Source organism: Candidatus Palauibacter sp., assembly GCF_965222475.1.
Taxonomy (GTDB): domain Bacteria; phylum Gemmatimonadota; class Gemmatimonadetes; order Palauibacterales; family Palauibacteraceae; genus Palauibacter.
Genome location: NZ_CBDCUB010000004.1, coordinates 120,134 through 144,880, shown reverse-complemented (window position 1 = coordinate 144,880; position 24,747 = coordinate 120,134). Strand labels below are relative to the sequence as shown.

Sequence of the window (24,747 nt, the reverse complement as noted above, 5' to 3'; positions counted from 1 at the left end):
CAAACTACTGAATGGTCTCGCGCCGGCGACGGCTAGGCCAGCCCCAGGCGTTCGAGAACCTCCGGGGGTGGGCCGTCAAAGCGGGGCATAGGGCGATTGCCCACGAAGCCGAGGTCGGCCATCCCTTCCGCCGTGGTCCAGAAGGCGGTCGACGTCAGGTCTCGCACCCGATCGAAGAAACGCGCCGCGACCCGGTATTCCGGGGCCGCGTTCTCCACCCAGCAGATGTCGTCGCAGATGGCGTGCTTCTGATCGAGCGTCAGGTCGGTGAACCGTCCGCCGAAGCGCCCGGCGGACTCGACGTCAAGCCACACGAGCCCGCCGCGCACGAGCGTGAGATCGTTCCGGTTCCCATCGTAAGGCGCGCTCACCCACTCGTCGATGAAGTCGTGGGCGCCGAGCGTCGACGCGCCGGGGGAGCGCTCATCCTCGGGGATGATGATGTCGGACAGCGCCGCGAGCGTCGCGAGTTCCTCCTCGGTGAGCAGGAGATCCCACCACACCGCGGGCGAGACGAGATCCGGGTCCGTGGGCGTGCCGGCGGCCCGGGGGTTGCCGCCGCTAGTAGCGCCGGTGAGAGCGGCCGCATCCTGCGCGGAGGGCGATCCGGACTCGCTGCCGTCCCGGCACGCCACGGCCGGGAGCGCGGCCGCGCCCGCCGCCCCCGCGGCCAGTACCTGAAGCGCCCGGCGGCGGGTCAGCCCCTCGGTCGCGTCCCGGTCTCGCTCGTCCACGCGCCCGGACATCAGAGGCTTCCCTGCCGGAGCTGCTCCACGAGGTACTCCGACGACCTCCACGCGACCGCCATGATGGAGAGCGTCGGGTTCTTGTCCGCGTTGGAGACGAACGGCCCGCCGTCCATCACGAACAGGTTGGGGACCTCCCACGCCTGGCAGTACTGGTTGAGCACGGAATTTTCCGGCCGGTCTCCCATGCGGACCCCGCCCACCTCGTGAATGATCTGTCCGGGCGCCGCGATGGCGCGGGCCCCGTCGGTCTGCACGGTCGACAGCACGCGCCCGCCCATCTCCTCGATGATCCCGGCGAACGTCCGCTGCATGTGCAGGGCCTGATTGAGTTCGTGGTCCGACCACTTCCAATGGAACCGGAGCACGGGGATGCCCCACTGATCCACGATGTCGGGATCGATCTCGCAGTAGCTGTCCTCGTTGGGGATCATCTCCCCGCGGCCGTCGAAGTTCATGAACGACCCGTAGTAGCGACGGCACTCCTCCTTGAAGCGCTGGCCGTAGGCTCCCGCCGTGAGCGGCTCGATGCCGCTGAAGGCGCCGTAGCCCGGCATCCGTTGCCCTCCCCCGAACTCGACGTGGTAGCCGCGGGCGAAATCCAGGCGTCCGGCCGCCTGGTCGCCGTACAGCCACCACGGCATGTACATGTGCATGGCCGAGGCCCCCTCCTCGGCGTGGCGAGGCAGGTTCTCGAGCGCCGGGATCTGCCCGGAGACGCCCGCGCCCACCGTGTCCATCACGTACTTGCCGACGAGCCCGCTCCCGTTGGCGAGGCCATCGGGGAAGAGGGAGGTGCGGGAGTTGAGGAGAATCCGCGCCGACTCGCAGGCGCTGGCGGCGAGTACGACCACGGGTGCCGAGACGTGGCGGTCGGCGCGCAGCTTCTTGTCGATGTAATGGACGCCCGTGGCCCGGCCTCGCTCATCGATCGTCACCTCGCGCACCATCGCGTCGGTGATCGTCGTAAGGTTGCCGGTCGCCTGAGCCGGCGGCAGGCAGACGGTCGTCGACTGGAAGTTGGCCTTGATCGAGCAGCCGCGCCCGCACGGGGTCGCCCAGTAGCAGGCCGCCCGGCTTCGCATGGAGTCGCGCGTCACCCGGCGGGCGGTCGCGTTGTTCGGCCACAGCATGCTCGACAGCCGGTCCGCGTCCTGCGGCTGCGTGAGGATCGCGAGGTGCGCGGGGATGACGGGGATCCCGAGCCCGTCGCACGTCTTCTTCGTGAGCAGTTCGTAGGCACGCGGCGCGGGCGCGGGCTGGAGGATCCCGTCGGAGGAGTCGGGCGTGTTCTCGAGCCCCTCGTTGGAGCCGTAGACGCCGACCAGCGCCTCGGTGCGGTCGTACCACGGCGAGAGGTCCTCGTACGTCATCGGCCAGTCGAGGCCGAGCCCGTCCCGGCTGTAGGGCTTGAAGTCGTAGGGGCCCATGCGGAGAGAGATCCGGCCCCAGTGGTTCGTCCGCCCCCCGAGCATGCGTGACCGCCACCACATGAAGTTCACGCCCTCGGCGCTGGTGTAGGGCTCGCCGGGCACGCGCCAGCCGCCGTCGACCGTCGCGTCGTAGAAGCCGAACGGCTTGTCGGCGGTCCCCGCGGCCCGCAGCGGCGCGTCCGCGGGGGTCTGGAACATCGGGGTCTCCGACACGGGATCGTAGTCCCGCCCCGCTTCGAGGAGCAGTACGCGGACGCCGTGACACGCGAGTACGTAGGCGGCCATGCCGCCCCCGGCGCCGGAGCCCACGACGATCACGTCGCGCGCGTCGCTGCTCTGTCGGGTCAACGTCGGCGCGGCGCGGGGCGTTCCGATGGTGCGATGGGCTGAGGACATGGGCGACGATGGGCGCGAGGGCCACCGGTGGTCAATCCCCCGGGATGGCAATCGCCACGCCCGACGGATCGTTGCGCGCCGCTCTCCTTGCCGCGCCCGACGAGGCGGCGAACCTTCAGCCGGTCCACCATGGGAACTCCATGGGAACTTCAGGGGAGGCGAGATGCACAGACGAGCCGCTGCGCGAGCGCTGGCTGTCCTGGCGCTGACGTTGATCACGGCCCGGCCGGTCGCGGCGCAGACGTTGACCGAACTCCTGTCGGACCTGTTCGTGTTCGGCGAGTGCGGCGTCCCCCTCTGCATGGACCCGGCGGCCATGTCGGCCGGGCAGACGGGCGCCACGCACGGCGTCCATTTCCGCCGCGGCCTGGTGCCCCGGAACGACGCGCTGCTCCTCTTCCTCGAGGACGGGATCGCCGGGATCGTCGGCGGCCTTCCAAGGACCCCCATGGCGGCGGGGCGCATCTGGTCCGACGGTGAACGCAGCGCCTCGCTGGGGCCGGTCTTCGCCGAGCGGGCCGAGACGCTCGGGATGGGCCGTTTCTTCATGGGTCTCGAGGCGACCGCCTTCCGGACCACGAACTTCGGGGGGGCGCCGACCGACGCCCTCCTCCTCAACTTCTTCCACCATGACACCAGCCCCGCTCTGGGCCGGAATCCCGGGCTCGGGGTGCCCGCGTTCGAGCGGGACGTGCTCCAGGTGCGCACGAACCTGGCCGTGGACTACGTCGTCGCGACCGGCGTCGTGAGCGCCGGGCTGACGCCGTTCATGGACGTCGGCTTTCTCATTCCGGTCGTGCGGGCGAGGCTGGAGGGCACGGCCGATGCCCAGATCCTTCCGTTCGACCCGTCCTCCTCGCACCGGTTGGGCGGAAGCGAGACGGTCCCGGTCCTCCAGGCGCGGAAGTCGGTGAGGGGTTCGGCGACGGGTGTCGGCGACGTCACGGCCCGGGTCAAGGTGAACCTCTCCGGGGGGACCGAGGTGGGCGTCGCGCCGCCCGAACTCGGGATCGCCCTGCTGGCCGACTACACCTTCCCGACCGGGCAGGAAGAAGACCTGCTCGGCACGGGCGAAGGCCGCGGGCGCGCGCTGGCGGTCATCACCCGGAGGTGGGGCGACTTTTCTTCCCACGTGAACGGGGGATATCTCCTGCGGGAGCAGAATGCGCGCGAGGGGAACTTCGACCGCGACGCGGTGCTCGGTTCGGTCGGCTTCGACGTCATGGTGACGGACGAGGTCACCGTGGCCGCGGAGATGATCGCGCAATTGGAACTGGCGGATCCGGACCCCCCGTTGCCCGGCCCCGTCACCTTCGTGGGCGCCGCACCCCTCACCGTCGAGGCGTCGTCCATCCCGGAGCCGGGTCGCTACCTCCTGGACCTCGCCATGGGGATCAGGTATCAGGTCCGCAACGACATGGTCCTGGCCGCGAGCGCCCTTCTCCCGATCCAGGGCTTCGGTCTGCGGCCGGACGCCATATTCACTGTCGGGCTTCAGGGCACGTTCAGGTAGTGCAGTTCCCTCACGCGGAGATGCCCATGCGTTTCTCGTCACTCCTGCTCCTTGCCGTGAGCCTGGCCGGGAGTCCGCTCGTCGCCCAGGAGGCGCCGAGGGCCCGGGATCTCGGGATCCCCTTTCCCGGCGACCCCGGCAGCCTGAATGCGATCACGGATGTAGCCGGCGTCCGGGTCGGGCACACGACGATCATCGAAGGCGAAGGCGAACTCGTCGTCGGCGAGGGCCCGGTGCGCACCGGAGTCACGGCCGTGATCCCTCGCACCGGGGGATATGAGCCGGTCTTCGCCGGCTGGTACTCGCTGAACGGAAACGGGGAGATGACGGGGACGACCTGGGTCGAGGAATCGGGGTTCCTCGAAGGTCCGGTGATGATCACGAATACGCACAGCGTGGGGGACGTGCACCAGGCCGTCATCGAGTGGTCGCGGGACGCGGAGGCGAACCACCCCATCGCGCCCGGCATCTGGTGGAGTCTTCCCGTCGTCGCGGAGACGTGGGACGGGCGTCTCAACGACATCAACGGCTTCCACGTGCGGAAGGAGCACGTCTTCGCCGCCATCGAGAGCGCGTCGTCCGGCCCCGTCACCGAAGGCTCGGTGGGGGGCGGGACGGGGATGGTGTGCAACTCGTTCAAGGGCGGGATCGGGACCTCCTCCCGGCTCGTGGGCGACTACACGGTCGGCGTGCTCGTGCAGTGCAACTACGGTCGCCGTCCCGAACTGCTCATCGCCGGCGTGCCGGTGGGGCGGGAACTCCTCGACGGGACCCCGGCGGGCGCCGCCGGAGGATCGGCGGGCGGGTCCGAATTCGACGGCCTCGGTTCGATCATCGTCGTCGTCGCCACCGACGCACCCCTGCTGCCGCACCAGCTCAAGCGCCTGGCGCGGCGCGCCCCGATCGGGATCGGGCGCATGGGCGGATACGGGTCCAACAGCTCGGGCGACATCTTCATCGCCTTCTCGACGGCCAACAGCGGGGCGTGGAACCGGGGTGGGAACTCGACAGTAGAGATGATGCCGAACGACGCCATATCGCCGCTCCTCCTCGCGACGGCCCAGGCCACGGAGGAGGCGATCACGAACGCGATGGTCGCGGGCCGCACGATGGTGGGCCGCGACGGGAACATGGTGCCGGGGCTGCCGCACGACGAAGTGCGGCGGATCCTCGCGGCCCACAACCGACTGGAGAGCCGCTGATGGCTTTCGGGCGCAGCGTGACGCGAACTTCGGGCCCCGTGGCCGCGGTCCTGCTGGGGGCCGCGGCGCTGGGGGCGGCGACGGGCGCGGCGCCATCGGCCCAGCGCGCGACGGGCGCCGTGGCGGAGGCCGTCGAACGGGCACTGGACAGCGGGGCGGGGAGCTTCGACCACTCCGCGGAACATGTCTTCGTGGCGGCCTCGCTCGTCCCGCAGCCGGATTCGGAGGAGGAGCTGGGCTTCGTGGCGCGGCTCGTCACGTGGCTGCGGGATACCGCCGCGGGCCTGGGGTGGCTGGGCCCCTTCTTCTACGGGCTCGTGTACGCGCTCGCCGTCGTGCTGTTCGTGCCGGGTTCGGCGCTGACCATCGCGGCGGGCATCACGTTCGGACTTGGGCTTGGAACGCTCACCGTGTTCGTCGGCGCGAACATCGGGGCCGCGCTCTCCTTCCTGATCGCCCGCTACGTGCTTCGAGATCGCGTGGAGAAGCTGCTCGCCGGCCGCCCGGCGCTACGGGCGATCGATCGCGCGGTGGAAACACAGGGCTGGCGGATCGTCTTCCTGACCCGCCTCTCCCCCGTGTTTCCGTTCAGCGCGCAGAACTGCTTCTACGGCCTCACCGGCGTGACGTTCTACCAGTACGTCGCGGCTTCTCTGGTCGGCATGCTCCCCGGGACGATCCTCTACGTCTACATCGGGGCGGCCGGGGCGGAAGTGGCGGAGGCTTCCGGCGGCGCCGCGAGCTGGGGGCAGACGACCCTGCTCGTGGCGGGGCTGCTCGCGACGGCCGCCGTGGTCGTCCTCGTCACGCGCGTCGCCCGCCGCGAACTCGAGAAGGCCCTCGCGGAGGTGGAGACCGAGACCGCCCCCGACTCGACGGCGCCGTAGCAGGCATCGCACCGAAGAAACGGCGCCCGGGACGACGCTATCCGCCGAGGACGACGCGGCCGCCGACGTAGAGCCCGCGGCCGGGCGCCGCGAACCCCCACACCTCCTCGTACGCGGAATCGAGGAGGTTCTCGGCGCGCACCGTCAGCGTGAGGCCCGGACGTCCACCGCCCCCGGCCGTCACCCGCCGCGTGTCGGTCAGGCTCTTGAAGCCGAAGAAGCCGAGGCTGTCCGCCGGGCTGTCCGGCTGGTCGTCCGTGCCGCTGTCCGCCTCCCACACGTTGACGAAGAGCCGCGTCTCGAGCGCATCCGTCCAGCGGCGCCCCGCGTCGATGTGACGGTGAGCGCGTCGCCGAACGAGTACGCGTTTCGGTCCGCCACCGCACCCGTGCCGTCCGTGGGATAATGGCAACGAGAGTCGTTGTAGCGCATGGCGAGCGCCGCGTCGGTATCGGCGTCCAGATAGCCTTGGACGCGTCCCGAGGCCGTCGTCTGCCGGTACTCGTTGTTGAAGGCGAGGGTCCGTCCCGTCGGTGGTGTTCCCATCCAGGGAGAACGCGTAGGAGAGCCCGCCGGTGCCGCCGGAGAGGTCGCCCTGCCACCGGCTCGTCCCGAAGCTCCCGCCCTGGAAGGAGAGGCTCCCGCGGGGTCGGCCCTCGCCGCGCCGCGTGAAGACCTGAATCACGCCGCTCACCGCGTCGGAGCCGTAAAGCGCGGAAGCGGGCCCCCTGACGATCTCGATCCGCTCCACGTTGTCGGTGGTCAGGGAGGAGAAGTCGAACGACCCTCCGGGCTGGTTCACGCGCCCGCCGTCCACGAGCACCTGCACGTAGTCCGACTCGCCGCCGCGCAGGAACAGGGAGGTGATGGCGCCGAACGATCCGTTGCGGGCGACCATCAGTCCCGAGGCGAAGCGGAGGGCGTCGGCCACGTACTCGATCCCGGCCCGTTCGAGTTCCTCCCCTTCGATGAGGGTGGTGTTGGCGAGTCCGTGAGAGTGGCGCCCGCGCGCCGGATTCACGTCTGGCCCGCATGGAAGGGCTGTTCGAGGGATTCGTTCGTCGGCGGAAGGACCCGAAGACCGCTTGACCCTTGGGGAGCGCCCGGCCGGCGTCAGGACAACTCGTCCACCCGGTGGCCGAGTTCCCGGAGCCGGGCCACGATCGTCGCGATGTGCTCGGGGCCGCGCGTCTCGATCGTGAGTTCGATCCCCACCTTGCCCACCGAGATGTCCCCGAAGGCGCGCGTGTGTTCGATGTGGAGGACGTTCGCGCCCTCGATCGCGACGAGGGCCGTCACCTCGTTCAGGTAGCCCGGCCGGTCGCGGACCACGACCGCGAGGCGGGCGAGGCGGCCGTCGGCCCACAGCGCACGGTCGATGACGCGCGACACCAGGTTCATGTCGATGTTGCCGCCCGACAGGATGCAGACGGTGACATCGGAGGGGCGGAGGTCGACCTGCCCCTCGAGGACGGCCGCGACGGAGACCACTCCTCCGCCTTCGACCACCACCTTCTCCGATTCGAGCAGGAAGAAGATCGCGCGGGTGATCTGTTCCTCGTCGATGAGGACGACATCGTCGACCAGCGCCTGGAGGTGAGGGAAGGTGAGGTCGCCGATCCGCTTGACCGCGATCCCGTCGGCAAGCGTGTCGGAGCGCTCGAGGTGAACGGGTTTTCCCGCCGCCAGCGACTCACGGGCGCCGGGTGAGGCGGCGGCCTCCGCGCCGATCACCCGCACGCCGGGCCGGCGCGCCTTCACGGCGGTCGCGATGCCGGAGATCATGCCCCCGCCCCCGATCGGGACGATGACCGTCGTGAGGTCGGGCACCTGTTCGAGGATCTCCAGCCCGATCGTCCCCTGGCCCGCCATCACGTCGAGGTCGTCGAAGGCGTGAACCGGCGTCAACCCTTCCTCGGCGGCCAGGCGGTCGACGAGCGCCATCCCGTCGGACATGGTCTCGCCGGTCTGGATGACACGGGCGCCGTAGCCGCGCGTGTTCGCGACCTTGACCAGGGGGGCGTGGTTGGGCATCACGATCGTGCAGGAGATCCCCAGCCGGGCCGCGTGGTAGGCGAGCGCCTGGGCGTGATTCCCGGCGCTGGCCGCGACGACGCCCGCCTCGCGCGCCGCCGGGTCGAGGCGCAGGAGCTTGTTGAGCGAGCCGCGGTCCTTGAACGAACCGGTCCGCTGCCGGAACTCGGCCTTGAGGTGGAACCGGCCGCTGGCCCGCGCCGCGAGGGCGAAGGACGGCGGACACCCGGTCTCCACCACCCCGGCCCGGATGCGTTCGCGCGCGGCGAGGATGTCACAGGAAGCGAGCATGGAGCCGAGACCCCGGCTACGGGTGGCGGATCGGGAGGACGTGGCCACCGCTCAGTTTAGGCGGTAGATCTTCCTCCATGGCGGCGGGAAGAAGACAAGGCCGGGAGCCCAGTGGACGCAACGATCTTTCGAACACCTCTGCCCGAAACGGGTTCCGGATCTTGCCGATGCTCCTCCGTGGCGGGTTGGCCTCGCGTGAAGCGATTTGGGCTGTTCCTCCTGGCGCTGGGCTCCGGCGGTTGTGTCGAGCAGGCGAGCCCGCCTGCGGACATCGCGGTTCGGGACAGCGCTGGCGTCTGGATCGTCGAATACCCGGGAACCCCCGTCTCGACCGGCGTTCTCACGCTCTCGCCATCCCCACTCTATCAGCACGGCACACGCGACGGCGAGTATCCGTTCACCTACCCGCACAGCGGCGTTCTCCTCTCCGATGGAAGCGCGGCCATCGCGGACGGAGGTTCGGGGGAAATCGTCCTGCTCGGGCCCAACGGCTCATTCCGCGCTGTCCTCGCGGCATCCGGTCCCGGACCGGCGGAACTGGGCGATGTCAGGCGGCTGCTGGTACTCGGGCAGGACACGGTTCTCGTGGATGATCCTGATCGGAGTCGACTGTTGCTGCTCAGAGGTGGCTCTCTTGTCCGAACGGTGGATCTTCGCGAACACGCCGGCCGCCTCGCAATCAAGGGGGTTGACTCGATGGGGCAACTCCTCGCTTCAAGCGCCCGTCTGAGGACGGGTGTGAATACGCCTTGGCAACCGGGTCATATGACCCGCCTGGATCCGGATACGGGCGCGGTCGACACGATCGCATCCTACGACTGGATCCCGCCCGGAGGCCCATCGCCGGATCGCGGCAACCCCTTCGAGCCGCAAGGGGACGTGACGGTTGCAGGTGGAGTATTCGTCTACGGCCGTTCGGATACACCGGAACTCGTATGGCGGCGACCCGATGGAGCGGTGAGCCAGATCGTGCGGTGGGTGCCCCAGCGGACGTGGCCCACGGATGAGTACTGGGCGCGATTCGAGGCCTACGCCCGTGCGCGGTTCCTGCGGTACAACGCCCATCTGGAGCGATCCTCGGTCGAGGAATACGTGCGCATGGATCTGGCCCGGTACGAACATGTGCCTGATGAACCGCTGCCGCTGTACAGGCTGCTCTTCGGAGACCGCGCGGGGCGCGTATGGTTGGGCGAATACACCATGAAAGGAGCCGTGAGCGTCCCCCGGTATACGGTGCTATCCCGGGATGGGGGACCACTCGGCGTCGTCGAGGTTCCCGCCGGCTTTCGCCTGCTCGACGTAGCTGGGGGGCGTCTGCTGGGCGTCCTCCCGGACGCCATGGATGTCCAGACCGTCACGGTGTACGAACTCCTGCATGACGAGGGATGAGAATAGCCGCGGCACGAGGGCGCGCGGCCGGTCGATATCGGATGAGATCAGGAACTGAGTCGCTGTAGTCGGTCGATAGCGCCGGCGGCGTCGAGACGGGTGAGGTCGATCGCGTGTCTGTCCGCGCCCCCCTCCTCCAGCCAGCGGCCGACCATCGCGCTGGGCACGGATTCTCGCGGCGAAAGCACGACCGGCGCCCGCAACTCGGCCACGCGCACCGCGTAGCACGCGTCCTCGACGGCCTCCTGCCACACGCCGTCGACCCACGTCACGCGCCGCCGCCGGAGCACCTGGCCGCGCGCCACCGGCTGGAGCGTCCGGTGCGTGTCGTCGACCCCGGGGAGCACGATCAACCACGAGTGCGGCTCCCCCTCCGGTTCCAGTGCGAACCGCAGGTTCTCGAGTTCCTCCAGCCAGTCGAGCCGCAACTGGGCTTCGGCGGCCCGCTCGAACTCCAGCCTCTCCGAGGCGGCGTCGCGTGCGGCCGTGAAGCGGTCCATGAGGTCCCACGCGAACTCGCGGTCCACCAGCAGGCGGCCCGCCGCACCCGCCTGCCGGCGGTACGCGTTGAGTCCCACGCGGCGCGCGCACGGGGCGCTGCAGAGTCCCATGTCGAACTGCATGCAGGGGCTCCGGCCCAAGTCGGGGCGGACCGGTTCGGCGCAGTTCCGCAGCCGGAAGACCTTCTCGACGAGACGGCGAATGCGTTCGGGCAACTGCCGGCTCCAGAAGGGGCCGACGTACCGGGCCCCGGCGCGGCGCGGGCGACGGACCACCCGCAACCGGGGGAAGGGCTCGTTCCAGTGCAGTTCGAGGTACCAGCCGGCGCCGCGGCGCTTGAGGGCCTTGTTGTAGGGCGGGCGCTGGCCCAGGATCCGTTCCGCCTCCACCAGGCGCGCCTCGAGGTCGCTCCCCGCGGGATGCGCTTCGACGCCCCGGGCGATCCGCAGCATCTCGGCGAGCCGCTCGTTCGAGGGGCCGCCGGAGTAGAAATAGCCGCGCACGCGCCGCCGCAGGTTGACGCTCTTGCCCACGTACAGCGGGTGGCCGTACGCGTCCACGAACACGTAGACGCCGGGGCTCGCCGGGAGATCGGGTACCCATTGCGGAACCGGCGTGGCGCGGGGAATCGCGAAGCCTCCTCTCCCTCCGGGACCTGACGGGCAGCGGGAGCGAGAATGTCTGCTTCGGGTTGTATTCGGTCAAGTCCCGGCGAGAGTCTCGATTTGGCCGGGGCGGGGCGGCCGCGCATATTCGCGGCATGATCGCACTCATCACCGGAATCACGGGACAGGACGGCTCCTATCTCGCGGAGGCGCTACTCGAGAAGGGGTACGATGTGCACGGCGTCGTCCGTCGCTCCTCCGTGGAGAAGTTCGACCGCATCTCGCACCTCAAGGATCGGGTCACGCTTCACCAGGCGGACCTGCTCGACCAGTTGTCGCTCATCCGGGTGCTCGAACGGGTCGGCCCGCGCGAGGTGTACAACCTCGCCGCGCAGTCGTTCGTCCCCACCTCCTGGGAGCAGCCGCTGCTCACGGGCGAGTTCACGGCGCTGGGCGTCGCGCGCATGCTCGAGGGGATACGCGCCGTCGACGACACGATGCGCTTCTACCAGGCCTCGTCCTCGGAGATGTTCGGGAAGGTGCGGGAGACGCCGCAGACCGAGGACACGCCGTTTTATCCCCGCAGCCCGTACGGCGTCGCGAAGGTGTACGGACACTTCATCACGGTGAACTACCGGGAGAGCTACGACCTGTTCGCGGCGAGCGGCATCCTCTTCAACCACGAGAGTCCCCGGCGGGGGCGGGAGTTCGTCACGCGGAAGGTGAGCTGGGAGACGGCGCGCATCCACCACGGGCTCGCCGACCGGCTCCCGATGGGCAACCTGGCGGCGGAGCGCGACTGGGGGTTCGCGGGCGACTACGTCGAGGCGATGTGGCTCATGCTGCAGACGGAGACGCCGGAGGACTACGTGATCGGGACCGGCGTGACGCACTCCGTCCAGCGGCTGATCGAGATCGCCTTCGATGAGATCGGGCGCGACTGGCGCGACTACGTGGAGCAGGACCCCGCGTTCCTCCGGCCCGCCGAGGTCGAACGGCTCTGCGCCGATCCGTCGAAGGCGCGCCGACAGCTGGGCTGGCGCCCGCGCATGTCGTTCGAGGAGTTGATCCGCCTCATGGTCCGCGCCGACATCGAACGAGTGGGGAGAGGAACGAGGGCCTGAGCCTGGCTCGGGATCAGGTGCGGAGACGCGCGAAGAGGAGAAGCGCGGCCGCCAGGAAGACGGCATTCGGCAGCCAGGCCGCCATGGCCGGAGAGAGCGCGCCGCCGGCGCCCATCGCCTCCGTGATGCGCGTGAAAATCAGCAGGAGAATGGTGGTGCCGAGCGCGATCCCGATCGAGGTCGGCGCGCCACCGCGCCGGTTGCTGTGCGCCAGCGGCATCCCGAAGATGACGATCACCACGCAGGCGAAGGGGAACGCGACCCGGAAGGCGCGCTGTGTCCGCAGCTGGTTCGTGTTGCCGCCCGATCTCTCCGTCGCCTCGATGAGGCGGCCGAGTTCCGAGTAGCGCATCTCATCCGGCTCCTTGGGCCGGGCCTGCAGTTCCTCGGGAGATTCATCCAGGTGCGGGATCAACATCTCGCGGAACTCGTAGGCGCGCTCCCGGTCCGGCCCGTAGAAGCGCCGGGCCCATCCGTCCCGGAGCAGCCAGCGCGACGAGATCGAGTCGTACCGGGCGGTGTTCGCCGTCACATGCATGGTGGGGAAGTCGGGGCCGGTACCCAACCGCTCGATCTGTACGTCCTCCATCTGCCCGGCCCGGGTATCGAGTTGGCGCGCCTTGTACACGAACCCGTCGTCTCCGCGGTAGACGAAGAACTGCCGGATCGTCTCGCTCCGCGCCTCCTCGGGTTCGAGGGCCTCGATCGATTTCCGGTTCGTCACCGCGACCACCTCGGTCAGACCGAGCGCGACGAAGCTGAGGAGGGAGGCGGAGATCAGAATCGGGACGCTGAGCCTGTAGAACGACACCCCTCCCGCCTTCATCGCCGTGACCTCGGAATGCCGCGTCATGGCCGCCACGGTGAACACGGAGCCGAGGAGGGCGGCGATCGGAAACCCGAGGAGCGACTGGTAGGGGAACTGAAAGATGTAATGGAGAGCCACCTGAAGGCGGGTCACATCCTGATCCACGAAGACGTTGATGTTGTCGGCGAGATCGATGAGCATGAAGATCAGCGGCACGCCGAGCACGCAGACCAGGAAGATCCTGAGGAACTGCAGCGCCACGTAGCGGTCGAGCAGCCTCATCGGGTCAGCGCGTGACCCGCGTGGAACGCCACAGCGCCGCCATGCCGAAGAGCCCGAACAGGATGTTCGGAGCCCACATGGCCCACAGGGGCGAAACCCACAGGCGGTCGGAGAGGTCCTCGCCAACGATGAGGAAGACGTAATACGCCCCGAAGCAGACGAGGCTCACGCCCACGACGAGGGCGACGCCCCCTCGCGGGAAGCGGACCGCGATGGTCGCGCCGATGAGGACGAACACGATGCACGCGGCGGGGATCGTCCCCTTCTTGTGAATCTCGACCCAGAACTGGTTGACCCTCCGGAGGCCGGTGAGTTCGCGGTCGGCGTACTGCTCGAACTGATTCGCGGCATCGAAGGCGGTGTAGAAACGGCGCGCCGCACTCTCCGCGACGAGCGCCGCGGAATCGGGTGCCGCATCTTCTCCGGTCGCGGCAGCCTTGGAGTCGGGGTCACCTCCCGAATCCAGTTGGATCTCGTCCACCGCGCGCGACCCCTTTTCCGTTGCGGGTTCCAGGCTCGATCCCGGCTCCCCCGGGGCTTCGACCTCCGGTCCGGCCGTTGCTCCCGTCGCCGTCCCCGGAGGCGATCCGTCCTCCACCGGTTGCCGGAAATCGAGGAGCTGGCGCGTGATCGCGCGGGCGTAGGTCTCGCTCTCCGCCCGCGCCGCGTCCGCCATCAGGAAGCCCCGATGCGCCTCCTCGCGCATTTCGGCGATGTTCATCTCGCGGTCTCCGCGCACGGCCCCCATGGTGTCGCGCTCGAGGGCGTTCCCCACGTCGGGGATTCTCAGCGTCATGTGCTCGAAGGCGACGCGGCGAAAGGCGTACGGCCGCTGGTTGGGCCGGATCTGCATGACGCCGTCCTCGAGGTCGAAGTAGAGGTCCTCGCCCCCTTCCTCGAAGGCCATCTTCCCGCGGGCCGCGTAGATGGTGTGGCTCTGCTGTCCGTCCCGTTCGTCGTAGATTCGGACATCCTCGATCTCGCTCCGCTCCTGATCGATGGTGCCCGGATGCACGTAGAGCCGGGAGGGGATGACCTCGTTGATCGTCTGTTCGCGCAGGTTGAACGTCGGCTTCTTGCGGCCGATGCCGGTGAGGAGCACCTGAAGGTGGTGGTTCGACTGTGGCAGGATGGCGTTGTTGAACCACGTCATCGCACCTGCCAGAATGACCGCACAGACGAGGAGCGGCGCCATCACGCGCGTGAGCGGGATGCCGCTGGCCTTGATGGCCGTCACCTCGAAATCGCCCTCCAGCCGGCTGAAGACGTAGAGCACGGCGATGAGCACGGCCATGGGCAGCGTCTGGGCGATGATGAAGGGGATCGAATAGACGAAGACCTCGACGATGACCGACCAGTGGAGACCCTTGCCTATGAGCCTTTCGAACCGCTTGCTCACCTGGTCGAGGAGGAGCAGAACCGTGAGGCCGCTGGCGGCGAACAGAAACGGCGCCAAGTGAAGGCGCAGAATGTAGCGGGTAAGAGTTCGCATCGCCCCGAGATTACGGTGTTTCGCGGCCGTTGTCAGCCCGGACGCACAGAGTCGTGTACCGAAAAGGCGGCCCGGAGGTCCATCCGCCTTGGTTCGCGGGGAGGCGCCGCTTGACGCTGCCCCTCGACTCCGGCGCGCCGCGCCGCGTGGCCATCGTGCTCATGAGTGCGGTGGGGAGCACGGTTCAGGGGTTGCCGGTCGTCGCCTCGCTGCGGAGAGCCTGGCCGCGGGCGCACATCACCTGGGTCGTGCAACCCGGCCCCGCGGCGCTCATGGCCGGGCACCCGGACGTCGACCGCTTCCTCCCGTTTCACCGCGGACTGGGCGCCCGCGCCTACCTCCGCTTCCGCCGCGAGGTCTCGTCCGAAGCGTTCGACCTCGTCATCTGCCTGCAGCCGAACTTCAAGGGCGGGATGGTGACGCGCCTCCTTCCGGCCCCGGCGCGGCTCGGCTACGATCGCCGGCGCGCCCGCGACCTGAGCTGGCTCGCGACGAATCACCGAATCCCGCCCCGTCCGGTGGCGCACGTTCAGGATGAACTGTTCGAGTTCCTCGACCACATCGAGGTGCCCCGGCGCCATGAGTGGGACTTCCACTTCACGGACGAGGAGCGCCGGGAGCACAGGCGGTGGCGGGAGAGGTTCTCCCGTCCGGTGCTCGCCGTCGTCCCGCGGAGTTCGAACCCCCGGAGGAACTGGACCCTGGAGGGGATCGCCCGGGTAATCGACGTGGCGGGCGGTGACTTCGGCCTGCAGCCGGTCCTGGTCGGCGGCGACTCGGAAGCCGAACTGCGGGACGGACGCCGTCTCCGGGAACTCTGTTCCATTCCGCCGCGCGAGGAACTGGGCGGGACGCTGCGGCAACTCGCGGGCCGCCTCCAGGCGAGCGACGTGGTGCTGGCGCCCGACACGGGTCCCCTTCACATGGCGGTGGCGCTGGGGACGCCGACGATCGGACTTTATGGTTACACGGACCCGAAGCGGAGCGGTCCGTACGACCGTTTTCTCGATCTCATCGTGGATCGCCACAGCCGCGACGGCGAGCGGCGGCCGTCGCGGCGCACCCGTCCCGGCCGCATGGCGAAGATCCGCGTGGAAGAGGTGGTACGGAAGCTGGAACGAGCCATGGACCGGTATCTGTGAAAGGCAGCGCATGACGGAGGCGACCAAGACCGTGGCGGGCCGGGTCCTGTGGGTGGACGACGAGGTCGACTTCCTGCGGCCGCACCTCATGCTGCTGCGGTCCTCCGGCTACCACGTCGACGCGGTGATGAACGGCCAGGACGCCCTCGAACTGCTGACCGGTTCCTCCTACGACCTCGTGTTGCTCGACGAACGCATGCCGGGGCTCCGCGGCATCGAGGTGCTCGACCGCATCCGGAGCTCCGCGCCGCGCCTCCCCGTGGTCATGATCACGAAGAGCGAGGAGGAATCGACCATGCACGAGGCGATCGGGCGGCGAGCCGACGACTACATCGTCAAGCCGACGAGCCCCCGGCAGGTGCTGTCCGTCGTGACCCGCCTCCTCGCGGGCCCCGCGCTGCGCCACGAACACATCACGCGGGACTTCTCCCGCCGCTTCGGCGAACTCCAGGAACAGCTCTCGATCGCGGCCTCGTGGCGGGACTGGGCCGAGCTGTACTCGGAGCTTGTCGACTGGGAACTCAAGCTCGAAGAGGCGGGCGAGGCGGGTCTGGGAGAGATCCTCAAGGGTCTGATGAGCGATCTCAACCGCGGCTTCTGCGATCTCGTAGCCGACCGCTACGCGGACTGGGTGCACGAAGGCGGCGAGACCGGTCCTACGCTGTCGGTGGATGTGCTGCCGCGCTTCTTCCGTCCCATCCTCGACGAGGATCCCGCCGCCCTCCTCGTCATCATGGATTGCATGCGACTCGACCAGTGGCGAGCCATCCTCCCGATCATCAGCGAGCACTTCGAGATCGAGGAGGCGCTCTACGCCGGGATCCTGCCGACGGCGACCCCGTTCGCCCGCAACGCCCTCTTCGGTGGCCTCTTTCCGGATGAACTGGCCGAGTTCCGCCCCGCGTGGTGGGAGCGGGGAGACGAGATCGGGTACAACTCGTTCGAGGACGAGCTGTTCGAGCGTCAGATCCACCGGTTGACCGCCTCACGAATCCCCGTTCACTACGAGAAGATCTTCACGGCGCAGGAGGGGGACCCGCTCCTGACGCGGCTGGGCGGCTACCTCTCGAGTCCGTCGGCTACGGCGCTCGTGTTCGGTTTCGTGGACATGCTCACGCACGGCCGCGCCCGGTCGCGCCTCATCTGGGAGATGGCGCAGGACACGAGTGCGCTGCGCTCGCTCACGGTTACCTGGTTCGAGCGTTCGCCGGCCCTGAAGGCGCTGCAGCTGGCGGCGCAACGGGGCGTGCGCGTCCTCCTCACGACGGACCACGGCTCGATCCACTGCCGGCGCTCGGCGACGATCTACGCGGGGCGCGACGCGTCGACGAACCTGCGCTACAAGTTCGGCCACGACATGAAGGTGGAGAACCCCGGCGCCGTCATGACGACATCGGATGCCGACGAGTGGCGCCTGCCGCCCGGCGGATTGAACCGGACCTACGCGCTCTGCCGCGAGGACTATTTCTTCGTCTATCCGACCCGGCTGCGCGAATACCAGAACCGCTACCGGGACAGCTTCCTGCACGGTGGGGTGAGCCCCGACGAGATGGTGCTTCCCGTGGCCCTGCTGACGCCGCGTTGACGCCGCGGCCCGGGAGCGGGGGCGGATCGTCGTACCGGCGCCTGCTGGGGTTTCTGCGACCGTACCGCTCGATGTTCGTCGCCAGCCTGGCGCTCGGGGTACTCGCGGCGGGACTCGAGGCGTTCAGTCTCCTCCTGCTCATCCCGTTCCTCCGCTCGCTGTTCGGCATGGGCCCGCTCCTTCCCGGCGGCGGGCGCAACGCGGCGGAACGCTTCATCGACAATGTCGCGGGCGGGTGGCTCGGCGCGGGAGAGGGGCTCGACGCCCTGCGCGCGGTGTGCGTCGTGGTGCTGGCGGCGCTCCTCCTCAAGAATCTGTGCAGCTTCGGGGGGCGGGCCCTGTCGATCCGCACGCAGGAGTTCCTGGTCCGGGACGCGCGGGACGCGGTGCACGCCCACCTGCAGCGTCTGCCGCTCGCCTTCTTCGAGCGGGGGAAGGTCGGGCAGATGATCGCCCGGGTGATCTCGGACACCGGGGAGGCGAAGCCGGTCGTGACGGACGCGCTCGCGCTGGCCGTGCGCCAACTGGCGACGCTCGCCGCCTACGCGCTGGCGCTGTTCGCGCTCTCCTGGCGGCTGGCGCTGCTCGCCGTCGTCCTGGTGCCGCTCGTGATGCTCGGCCTGCGGCCGCTGCTCCGCCGGCTCCGCGACAGGTTCCGGCGCACCTGGCATGACCAGGGAGAACTCGTCGCCGCGCTGCAGGAGTCGCTCGGCGCGGTGAGGCTCGTGAAGTCGCGGGCCGCGGAACGCTTCGAGGAGCGTCGCTTCCAGCGCAGGTCCGACGCCTTCAGCCGCAAGCGGATCGCCGCGGCTACGACCCGATACCTGGCCTCGCCGCTGTCGGAGGTGCTCGCTTCGATCGTGGCTCTGGGCCTCGTGTGGATCGGAGCCGGCTTCGTCGCGGGCGACGGGTCGCTGGCGCCCGAGCAGTTCGTCGCCTTCGTGACCATCGCGCTGCGCGCCGTCTCGCCCGTGAAGGGTCTCGCGCAGTATCCGGCCGTCGCCGCGCAGGGACTCGCCGCTGCGGACCGCTTCCTGGAGATCCTCGACCAGGAGCCCGAGCCCGCCGGCGGCTCGCGGAGGGCGGCGGCGCCGGAGACCGGGATCCGCTACGGGGGCGTGAGTTTCGCGTATGAGCCCGGACGGGCCGTCCTCCGGGACGTCGACTTCTTCATCCCGTGCGGGTCGGTCGTCGCCCTCGTCGGACCGTCCGGTAGCGGGAAGAGCACGCTCGTCGACCTCCTGCCACGGTTCGCGGATCCGCAGAGCGGACGGGTCACGATGGACGGGACGGACATCCGCGAGTTCCCGCTCGACGCGCTGCGCCGCCTCATCGGTTTCGTCGGCCAGGAGGCGTTTCTGTTTCACGACACGGTCGCGGCGAACATCGCCTACGGGGAGGACGCGGCGGCCTTCGCGGACGTGGAGGCGGCGGCGCGGGCGGCGCACGCGCACGAGTTCATCGAACGCCTGCCGGGTGGCTACGACACCGTGCTCGGCGACCGGGGCGTGCGCCTGTCGGCGGGGCAGCGGCAGAGGATCGGGATCGCCCGGGCGGTGCTTCGGGATCCGCCGATCCTCATCCTCGACGAGGCGACGTCGGCCGTCGACGCCGGGACGGAGTCCGTGATCAGGGAGGCCGCGGCCGACCTGCTCCGGGACCGGACGGTCATCGTCGTCGCCCACCGGCTCTCCACGGTGCGCGAGGCGGATCGCATCTTCGTCCTCGAGCGCGGGCGGCTCGTCGACGCGGGGCACCACGAGGAGCTGGTGTCGCGCGATGGGCCCTATCGCCGCCTGTTCGGCCACCAGATGGGGCCCGCCATGGCGGCCCGGCCGTGACGCCCGCGGCCGGCGTGGCGGACCCGGGCCGGCGGAGCGCCGGCGCGCGGCTGGGCGGCGCGCTCGCGGACGGCGCGCTGACCGGGCTGCATCTCGGGCTGCGGGCGGCTCCGGAGCCGCTGGCGCTGGCGGCGGGCCGCGCGCTCGGAACGCTCTCCCGCGCGCCCCTTCGCGTGCGCCGCCGCGTCGTGGAGGCCCAGCTCGCGGCCAGCTTCCCGGGTGCCGGGCCGCGTTGGGTCCGGGCCACCGCCCGCGCCTGCTACCGACATTTCGGCCAGGAGGTCGCGCTGCTCATGGGCGGCCCGCCGCGGATCGAGCGGATGCTCGCGCGCGTCGTCGACGAGGCGGGGCTCGGCCCGCGGCTCCGCACCGCGGTGGCGGAGCACGGTGGCGCCGTGATCGTCTCCGGGCACCTCGGCAACTGGGAGTTGGGTGCCGCCGCGGTCCGGGCTTCCGGGGTCGGCGTCACGGCCATCGTACAGCGGCAGAGGGGCGCCTTCGGCCGACGCCTCCACGACATGCGCTCGCGCCTGGGTCTGGATGTGCTGTACCGGGACGCCGCGGCCCGGCCCGCCCTCGGCGCGCTGCACTCGGGCCGTACCCTGGCCCTTGTGGCCGATCAGCACGCGGGACGCGGGAGCGCACCCGTCGAGTTCCTCCGCCGTACCGCCTGGATGTCGCTCGGACCCGCGCGTTTGTGTCTCGCCGCCGATGTCCCTCTCTTCTTCGCCGCGTTGGTGCGAGACCGATCCGGGTATAGGATCGTCCATGAAGAGATCGACCGCGGCCGGTCCCGAACCGGCACCGGCGCGGCCGAGATCACGAAACGCTGGGTCCGCGCCCTCGAGAAGCAGATCGAGGCGCGGCCGGAGCAATACTTCTGGTTCCACAGACGGTGGAAGCGGGCAGCGCCCGGGGGTGAGGACGCGTGATCCACATCGGCATACCCGTTCGCAACGAGCGCGACACGATCGGTCCGCTCCTGTGGCGGATCCGCGAATTGCTCCACGAAGGGCGGCGACAGTTCCACGTATTCGTCTGCGACGATGCCTCGGACGACGGTACCCTCGAGGCGCTGGAGCGGTATCCGCGGGTAGTCCCCCTGACCGTGCTCCGGAACGAGACGCGCCGCGGCTACGCCGCGAGCCTCGACCGGCTGGTGCGCGCCACGCTGCGGCGTTCGGCGTACCCGCGGCGGGATGCCTTCGTCTCGATGCAGGGCGACTTCTCCGATCCTCCCGAGCGTCTGCCGGAGATGCTGCGTCACTTCGAGAGCGGGGCCGATCTCGTGACCGTCGCGCGCGCGGACGACGAGCCGTACGGGCGGCGGCTCACGCGCTGCGGCGGGCGTCTGTTCGCGCGCGGCCTGCGGGTGTCCCCGGAAGTGACAGACCCCTACGCCACCTTCCGCCTGTATCGATTGTTCACCCTCGAACGCGCCGTCGCCGCCGCGGACGGGAAGCTGCTTCGCTTCGAGGGCTGGGCCGCCAACGCCGGCCTGTTGCTGCAAGTCCGGCCCTTTGTTCGCCGATTCGAGGAGATGTCCCATGCACCGCACCCCGTTCGCCGCTATCGCGCGCCCCGTTTTCGGGCTGGAGAGGAACTCCGCCAGCTGTTCGCCGCCGGCCGTGACCGTTCACTGCGCGAACTCGGCCGCCGGACCGACGAGGCAGCCTGACATGTCGGGACCCTTCTTCCGTCGCGCGGCCGTCTTGCTCGCGGTCCTGGTCGCCTCCGCCGCCGGAGCACCCCCGCTCTCGGGTCAGGCGGGAGAGGGAATGGTGGACGACGGTGGGTTTCCCGAGGCGGTGCCGTTCCGGATCGGAGACGAGGCCGAGTACAGCATGCTGTTGGGTCCCGTCAGCTTCGGCCGCATGTACCTGCGCGTCGAGGCGCAGGACACGATCCGGAGTACGCCCGCCTATCGGCTCACGATGGAAATGAAGGGGGGCGTACCCCTCTATCGGGTGGACGACCGCACCGTGAGCTGGCTCGCCACCGAGCCGTATCGGTCACTCCGATTCGAGGAAGTCCTCCGGCAGGGCAGCTATCGTCGGCACCGCCGCTGGGAACTGGATCACGAGAGCCTGACCGCGACGCGAGAGGACTGGAATGAGGAGGCGGGAGCCTACCGTCCGCACCGGCGGCAGCGCGACCTCCCGATGCCGCCCGGAGCGCTGGACGAGATCTCCTACCTCTTCCTGATCCGGGCGCTGCCCCTCGAGGTCGGCCGGACCTACGAGTTCAACCGTCACTTCGAGGAGGACGGCAATCCGGTCATCGTCGAGGTTCTCCGGCGAGAGCGGATCCGCGTTCCCGCCGGCACGTTCGAGACGATCGTCGTCCGTCCGATCATTCAGACCGACGGCCTGTTCGCGGAAGATGGGGAGGCGGAGGTCTTCATCTCCGATGACGACCGGCGGCTCGTGGTGCAGATCAAGAGCCGCATGCGAAGAGGGGCAGTCAACATGTACCTCCGCGACTTCGCCTCCGGCGCCGAGGATGCCGACCGCTGACGTGCCGGCCGGATCCGGCGGTCTCCCTTTCTGCGCTGCTTCATCCTAGGTTAGTGTCGAAGCCGGCGTAGCGACGGACGACCAGCCAGGAGGTGCCTTGAGCAAAGGAAGCTACGTGCCGAAGTCGAGTGACCGGGCCCGCGACGAACTCTTCAGCCACATCCGACGCTGCGGCGTGCTCGACGCCGCGGACGATCAACGCCAGGAGTGGTTCGACGACACGATCGAATACCTGGGGGAGCGATACCCCGAATTGACGCCGGTCGAACTGTCGACCCTGCGCGAGATCGGCGAGAGGTACTGCGCCCCGGCGATTCCGCATGGCGGTGCGGGCCGGAAGGTGGAGGAGGCCGGGGTCTAGCAGCACCAGCCGCTGAATGGACCTCGGACTCGTTCTGAGGCTCGGCGCGGTCCTCGCGCTGGTGGCGGCGAACGCCTTCTTCGTAGCCGCGGAGTTTGCCCTCGTCAGCGCCCGCCGAACCCGGATCGGCGAGCTTGCGGACGCTGGCGACCGACGAGCCGGAGTGGTCCGGAGGGCGCAGGACGATCTCGACCGAGCGATCTCCGGCACGCAACTCGGGATCACGCTCGCCTCCCTCGGCCTGGGCTGGATCGGAGAGCCCGCCCTCGCCCGTTCGCTCGAACCGGTGTTCGCCGCGCTGGGCTTCGCCGCCAGCCCCGCCGCGGTCCACGCGAGTGCGATCGCCGTCGCCTTCATCCTCATCACGTATCTCCATATCGTGCTCGGTGAACTGGCGCCGAAGACGGTGGCGCTGCTCCGTCCGGAAAGCGTGAGCCGCCACCTCGCGGGTCCGCTCCTCACCTTCAACCGGGTCATGTCACCCGCGATCCGGCTGCTCGACGGATCAGCGAGGCTCTTCCTGCGGTTGATCCGGGCCCCGGTCGGCGACATGCACGGCCTCGAGCACGCCCACAGCCCCGGCGAGATCGAGTTGCTCCTCCGGCAGAGTCTTCGCGAGGGCGTGGTGGAGAAGGACGAGCAGGCGATGATCGAGGGCGTGTTCGACCTCACGCACACGGTCGTGCGCGAGGTGATGACGCCCAGGCTCGACATCGTCTCCGTCAGCGCCGCCGACCCGACGAAGGTCATCCTCGAAGTCGCGGCCGAATCGGGCTTCTCGCGGCTCCCCGTAGCGGAAGATTCCCTCGATGAGATCGTGGGCGTCGTCGTGCTGAAGGATCTGCTCGCCGAAGTGGTCGCCGAACGGCCATCGGGGCTCCGCGCGCGGGATATGATGCGCGAAGCCCTGTTCGTGCCGGAGTCGAAGCCGATCGACGATCTGCTGGCGGAGATGCGGGCCCGCAAGACGCACATGGCCGTCGTGGTCGACGAGTTCGGCGGGACCGACGGCATCGCGACGCTCGAGGATCTGCTCGAGGAGATCGTGGGGGAGATCTACGATGAGCACGACGAGGCGGAGGAGGGGCTGGAGGTGGGCGCCGATGGGGCCGTCGCGGTGGGGGGTGGCGTCTCTTTCGCCGATCTCCTCTCCGGCCTCCGGATCGACGACCTCGAGGACGCGGAGGAATACGATACGGTGGCGGGCTTCGTGATCGCTGCGCTGGGGCGGATTCCGGAGCCGGGGGACCGCGTCCCGCTGGGAGACGCCGAGCTGGAGGTCGCGGAGCTGGCAGACCGCCGGATCACGCGGCTCACCCTGCACGGCATCGACGAGGCGGGGGTCCGTGAACTGCGCGAGGCGTTCGGACCGTGACGGAGCGGAAGCAACTTGCCAGGCGGCCAGACGAGCCCGAGATTCAGCATGGCCCCCCGACGAAAGGCTCCGCTCCGGAACGCCGAACCAACGTCAAGAAGGTACCAGGCTTGAGGTTCTTCGCTTGAACCAGCCCGATTCCTGGAACTACGAACACTTCGACGCCGAAGCGCAACGGCTGTACGAGGCAGGCGACTTCGACCAGGCCCTCGGCCTCCTCAAGGAGGCGCTCGCCCGCTATCCGGCCTCGATCGAACTCCTCGTTTCCCTCGGATATACGAGGCTGGCGCGCGAGGAGTACGCGTGGGCGCGGGCCGCGTTCGAGGAAGTCCTCCGGCTCGACCCCGAGCACGAGGAGGCGTTGGCCGGGCAGGGCGATGTCCTCCTCAAGCTGGGAGAGCGGGCGTCCGCCTTTCTGCTCTTCGAGGCGCTGGTCGAACTCGGATACGACCGGGACGTCGAACTCATGCTCTGCGTGGGGCGAAGCCTCCTGCGCGAGGGCCTCCTGCGGCGGGCCGAACGTTTCTTCCGGCTCGCGCTCGCGGCGGACCCGGAGAGCGCCGACGCGGCGCTCGATCTCGCGTTCACCTTCTACCGGGAAGGGGACTCGGAGGGGGCGTTGTACTGGAGCCGCGAAGCCGTCCGGCGCGATCCCGGGTTCGGCGAAGCCCGCGCACTCTTCGGAAACGTCCTTTACGAGCGCGGCGACTTCCGTGCCGCCCTCGCGCAACTCGAGACGATCCCGGCACCGGACGTCGCGGACCCGGCGGTGGCCTGGCGGATCATCGAACTCAAGCGCCGACTCCGGGACCTTCCCGCAGACGCCGAGGAACTGGGTCCCTACCTGCTGGCGCTGGAGGAACTCACGCCCGACCCGACGCCGGAGGAGCGCCTGCTGGCCGAGATGGAGGCGGGCGCGAACGGACTGTCGCCCTGGCCGGGCGCGGGTCAGCTCGATCTGTTCGGGCGCCCCCCCGCGGCCGCGGAAGGGGAAGTGCACCGTGTGCGAGTGGCCAACGGGATCGTGTACGAGGGCGACTGGGACGGCATCGTCCGGGCCATGCGGAACGGCTCGGACCGGCCGGGCGCATCGCTCTCCGACTTCATGAGGGACGAAGCGATGCGGCTGCAGGCCCTGACCGGCCTCCCCGTGTCGTGGCAGACGGCGCGCGCCTTTCTGGAGGATTCGGCCCGAGTCGGCGCGCTCGAGATCGAACGCTAGCA

General features: G+C 69.5%; 21 protein-coding genes. 14 read left to right on the top strand and 7 right to left on the bottom strand.

Annotated features, from left to right (window positions below; genetic code table 11):
- Positions 1–32: 32 nt before the first annotated feature.
- Together ACOQPP_RS09355 and ACOQPP_RS09350 are read right to left on the bottom strand one after the other, a co-directional pair.
- The gene (locus ACOQPP_RS09355) at positions 33–746 is read right to left on the bottom strand and encodes a gluconate 2-dehydrogenase subunit 3 family protein (RefSeq protein WP_420636366.1); all 714 of its coding nucleotides are present in this window, start codon (positions 744–746) and stop codon (positions 33–35) included.
- A complete protein-coding gene (locus tag ACOQPP_RS09350) occupies positions 746–2,464 on the bottom strand; it encodes a GMC oxidoreductase (RefSeq protein ID WP_420636498.1) in 1,719 nt (572 codons plus the stop codon). The genes ACOQPP_RS09355 and ACOQPP_RS09350 overlap by 1 nt, the downstream gene beginning before the upstream one ends.
- A 274-nt stretch (positions 2,465–2,738) precedes the next feature.
- Between ACOQPP_RS09350 and ACOQPP_RS09345 the strand changes: the two genes are divergently transcribed.
- Genes ACOQPP_RS09345 through ACOQPP_RS09335 form a run of 3 tightly spaced genes read left to right on the top strand, consistent with a single transcriptional unit; the run spans position 2,739 to position 6,177 of the window.
- Entirely contained in the window at positions 2,739–4,088 is a 1,350-nt protein-coding gene (locus tag ACOQPP_RS09345) for a hypothetical protein (protein ID WP_419165332.1), read from the top strand.
- A 26-nt stretch (positions 4,089–4,114) separates the two neighbouring features.
- The gene (locus ACOQPP_RS09340; RefSeq protein ID WP_419165331.1) at positions 4,115–5,290 is read left to right on the top strand and encodes a P1 family peptidase; all 1,176 of its coding nucleotides are present in this window, start codon (positions 4,115–4,117) and stop codon (positions 5,288–5,290) included.
- Positions 5,290–6,177 carry a TVP38/TMEM64 family protein gene (locus ACOQPP_RS09335; protein WP_419165330.1) on the top strand — a complete coding sequence of 296 codons (888 nt, stop codon included), beginning with the start codon at positions 5,290–5,292 and terminating at the stop codon, positions 6,175–6,177. Before ACOQPP_RS09340 ends, ACOQPP_RS09335 begins: the two co-directional genes overlap by 1 nt.
- A gap of 37 nt (positions 6,178–6,214) precedes the next feature.
- Here the strand turns inward: ACOQPP_RS09335 and ACOQPP_RS09330 are convergent, their stop codons facing one another.
- Positions 6,215–7,198, bottom strand: a complete 984-nt coding sequence (locus ACOQPP_RS09330) for a TonB-dependent receptor (protein ID WP_420636365.1) — start codon at positions 7,196–7,198, stop codon at positions 6,215–6,217.
- Positions 7,199–7,290: 92 nt separating this feature from the next.
- Positions 7,291–8,502, bottom strand: a complete 1,212-nt coding sequence (gene ilvA / locus ACOQPP_RS09325; RefSeq protein ID WP_419165328.1) for a threonine ammonia-lyase — start codon at positions 8,500–8,502, stop codon at positions 7,291–7,293.
- 195 nt (positions 8,503–8,697) lie between these two features.
- Between ilvA and ACOQPP_RS09320 the strand changes: the two genes are divergently transcribed.
- Complete coding sequence (locus tag ACOQPP_RS09320) at positions 8,698–9,891, top strand: hypothetical protein (RefSeq protein ID WP_420636364.1); 1,194 nt, start codon at positions 8,698–8,700, stop codon at positions 9,889–9,891.
- Between the two features lie 47 nt (positions 9,892–9,938).
- On the opposite strand, the gene ACOQPP_RS09315 is transcribed toward ACOQPP_RS09320, so the two are convergent.
- On the bottom strand, positions 9,939–10,958 hold the full coding sequence (locus ACOQPP_RS09315; RefSeq protein ID WP_420636363.1) for a hypothetical protein: 1,020 nt from the start codon (positions 10,956–10,958) through the stop codon (positions 9,939–9,941).
- A 194-nt stretch (positions 10,959–11,152) separates the two neighbouring features.
- Between ACOQPP_RS09315 and gmd the strand changes: the two genes are divergently transcribed.
- Entirely contained in the window at positions 11,153–12,121 is a 969-nt protein-coding gene (gmd, locus tag ACOQPP_RS09310) for a GDP-mannose 4,6-dehydratase (RefSeq protein WP_419165325.1), read from the top strand.
- 13 nt (positions 12,122–12,134) lie between these two features.
- Here the strand turns inward: gmd and ACOQPP_RS09305 are convergent, their stop codons facing one another.
- On the bottom strand, positions 12,135–13,211 hold the full coding sequence (locus ACOQPP_RS09305; RefSeq protein ID WP_419165324.1) for an LptF/LptG family permease: 1,077 nt from the start codon (positions 13,209–13,211) through the stop codon (positions 12,135–12,137).
- Positions 13,212–13,215: 4 nt separating this feature from the next.
- Positions 13,216–14,703 (bottom strand): LptF/LptG family permease, encoded by a 1,488-nt coding sequence (locus ACOQPP_RS09300; RefSeq protein WP_419165323.1) that lies wholly within the window; start codon positions 14,701–14,703, stop codon positions 13,216–13,218.
- Positions 14,704–14,813: 110 nt separating this feature from the next.
- Between ACOQPP_RS09300 and ACOQPP_RS09295 the strand changes: the two genes are divergently transcribed.
- The 9 genes from ACOQPP_RS09295 (at position 14,814) to ACOQPP_RS09255 (ending at position 24,745) form a co-directional block, all read left to right on the top strand.
- A complete protein-coding gene (locus ACOQPP_RS09295; protein ID WP_419165322.1) occupies positions 14,814–15,845 on the top strand; it encodes a glycosyltransferase family 9 protein in 1,032 nt (343 codons plus the stop codon).
- A 10-nt stretch (positions 15,846–15,855) separates the two neighbouring features.
- On the top strand, positions 15,856–17,430 hold the full coding sequence (locus tag ACOQPP_RS09290; protein WP_419165321.1) for a response regulator: 1,575 nt from the start codon (positions 15,856–15,858) through the stop codon (positions 17,428–17,430).
- Positions 17,427–19,271: an ABC transporter ATP-binding protein gene (locus ACOQPP_RS09285; protein ID WP_419165320.1), complete on the top strand. Its 1,845-nt coding sequence runs from the start codon at positions 17,427–17,429 to the stop codon at positions 19,269–19,271. The genes ACOQPP_RS09290 and ACOQPP_RS09285 overlap by 4 nt, the downstream gene beginning before the upstream one ends.
- The gene (locus tag ACOQPP_RS09280) at positions 19,268–20,203 is read left to right on the top strand and encodes a lysophospholipid acyltransferase family protein (protein WP_419165319.1); all 936 of its coding nucleotides are present in this window, start codon (positions 19,268–19,270) and stop codon (positions 20,201–20,203) included. The genes ACOQPP_RS09285 and ACOQPP_RS09280 overlap by 4 nt, the downstream gene beginning before the upstream one ends.
- Positions 20,200–20,949, top strand: a complete 750-nt coding sequence (locus tag ACOQPP_RS09275) for a glycosyltransferase family 2 protein (RefSeq protein WP_419165318.1) — start codon at positions 20,200–20,202, stop codon at positions 20,947–20,949. The genes ACOQPP_RS09280 and ACOQPP_RS09275 overlap by 4 nt, the downstream gene beginning before the upstream one ends.
- Before the next feature lies 1 nt (position 20,950).
- The gene (locus tag ACOQPP_RS09270) at positions 20,951–21,787 is read left to right on the top strand and encodes a DUF3108 domain-containing protein (RefSeq protein ID WP_419165317.1); all 837 of its coding nucleotides are present in this window, start codon (positions 20,951–20,953) and stop codon (positions 21,785–21,787) included.
- A gap of 97 nt (positions 21,788–21,884) precedes the next feature.
- A complete protein-coding gene (locus tag ACOQPP_RS09265; protein ID WP_419165316.1) occupies positions 21,885–22,148 on the top strand; it encodes a hypothetical protein in 264 nt (87 codons plus the stop codon).
- A 16-nt stretch (positions 22,149–22,164) separates the two neighbouring features.
- On the top strand, positions 22,165–23,523 hold the full coding sequence (locus ACOQPP_RS09260) for a hemolysin family protein (protein WP_419165315.1): 1,359 nt from the start codon (positions 22,165–22,167) through the stop codon (positions 23,521–23,523).
- Between the two features lie 124 nt (positions 23,524–23,647).
- A complete protein-coding gene (locus ACOQPP_RS09255; protein ID WP_419165314.1) occupies positions 23,648–24,745 on the top strand; it encodes a tetratricopeptide repeat protein in 1,098 nt (365 codons plus the stop codon).
- Positions 24,746–24,747 lie beyond the last annotated feature (2 nt).

Coding starts and splice junctions, on each gene's coding strand:
- ilvA (WP_419165328.1), bottom strand. CDS start 8,502: ATGCTCGCTTCCTGTGACATCCTCGCCGCGCGCGAACGCATCCGGGCC.
- ACOQPP_RS09260 (WP_419165315.1), top strand. CDS start 22,165: ATGGACCTCGGACTCGTTCTGAGGCTCGGCGCGGTCCTCGCGCTGGTG.
- ACOQPP_RS09355 (WP_420636366.1), bottom strand. CDS start 746: ATGTCCGGGCGCGTGGACGAGCGAGACCGGGACGCGACCGAGGGGCTG.
- gmd (WP_419165325.1), top strand. CDS start 11,153: ATGATCGCACTCATCACCGGAATCACGGGACAGGACGGCTCCTATCTC.
- ACOQPP_RS09340 (WP_419165331.1), top strand. CDS start 4,115: ATGCGTTTCTCGTCACTCCTGCTCCTTGCCGTGAGCCTGGCCGGGAGT.
- ACOQPP_RS09345 (WP_419165332.1), top strand. CDS start 2,739: ATGCACAGACGAGCCGCTGCGCGAGCGCTGGCTGTCCTGGCGCTGACG.
- ACOQPP_RS09300 (WP_419165323.1), bottom strand. CDS start 14,703: ATGCGAACTCTTACCCGCTACATTCTGCGCCTTCACTTGGCGCCGTTT.
- ACOQPP_RS09305 (WP_419165324.1), bottom strand. CDS start 13,211: ATGAGGCTGCTCGACCGCTACGTGGCGCTGCAGTTCCTCAGGATCTTC.
- ACOQPP_RS09335 (WP_419165330.1), top strand. CDS start 5,290: ATGGCTTTCGGGCGCAGCGTGACGCGAACTTCGGGCCCCGTGGCCGCG.
- ACOQPP_RS09290 (WP_419165321.1), top strand. CDS start 15,856: ATGACGGAGGCGACCAAGACCGTGGCGGGCCGGGTCCTGTGGGTGGAC.
- ACOQPP_RS09270 (WP_419165317.1), top strand. CDS start 20,951: ATGTCGGGACCCTTCTTCCGTCGCGCGGCCGTCTTGCTCGCGGTCCTG.
- ACOQPP_RS09350 (WP_420636498.1), bottom strand. CDS start 2,464: ATGGCCGCCTACGTACTCGCGTGTCACGGCGTCCGCGTACTGCTCCTC.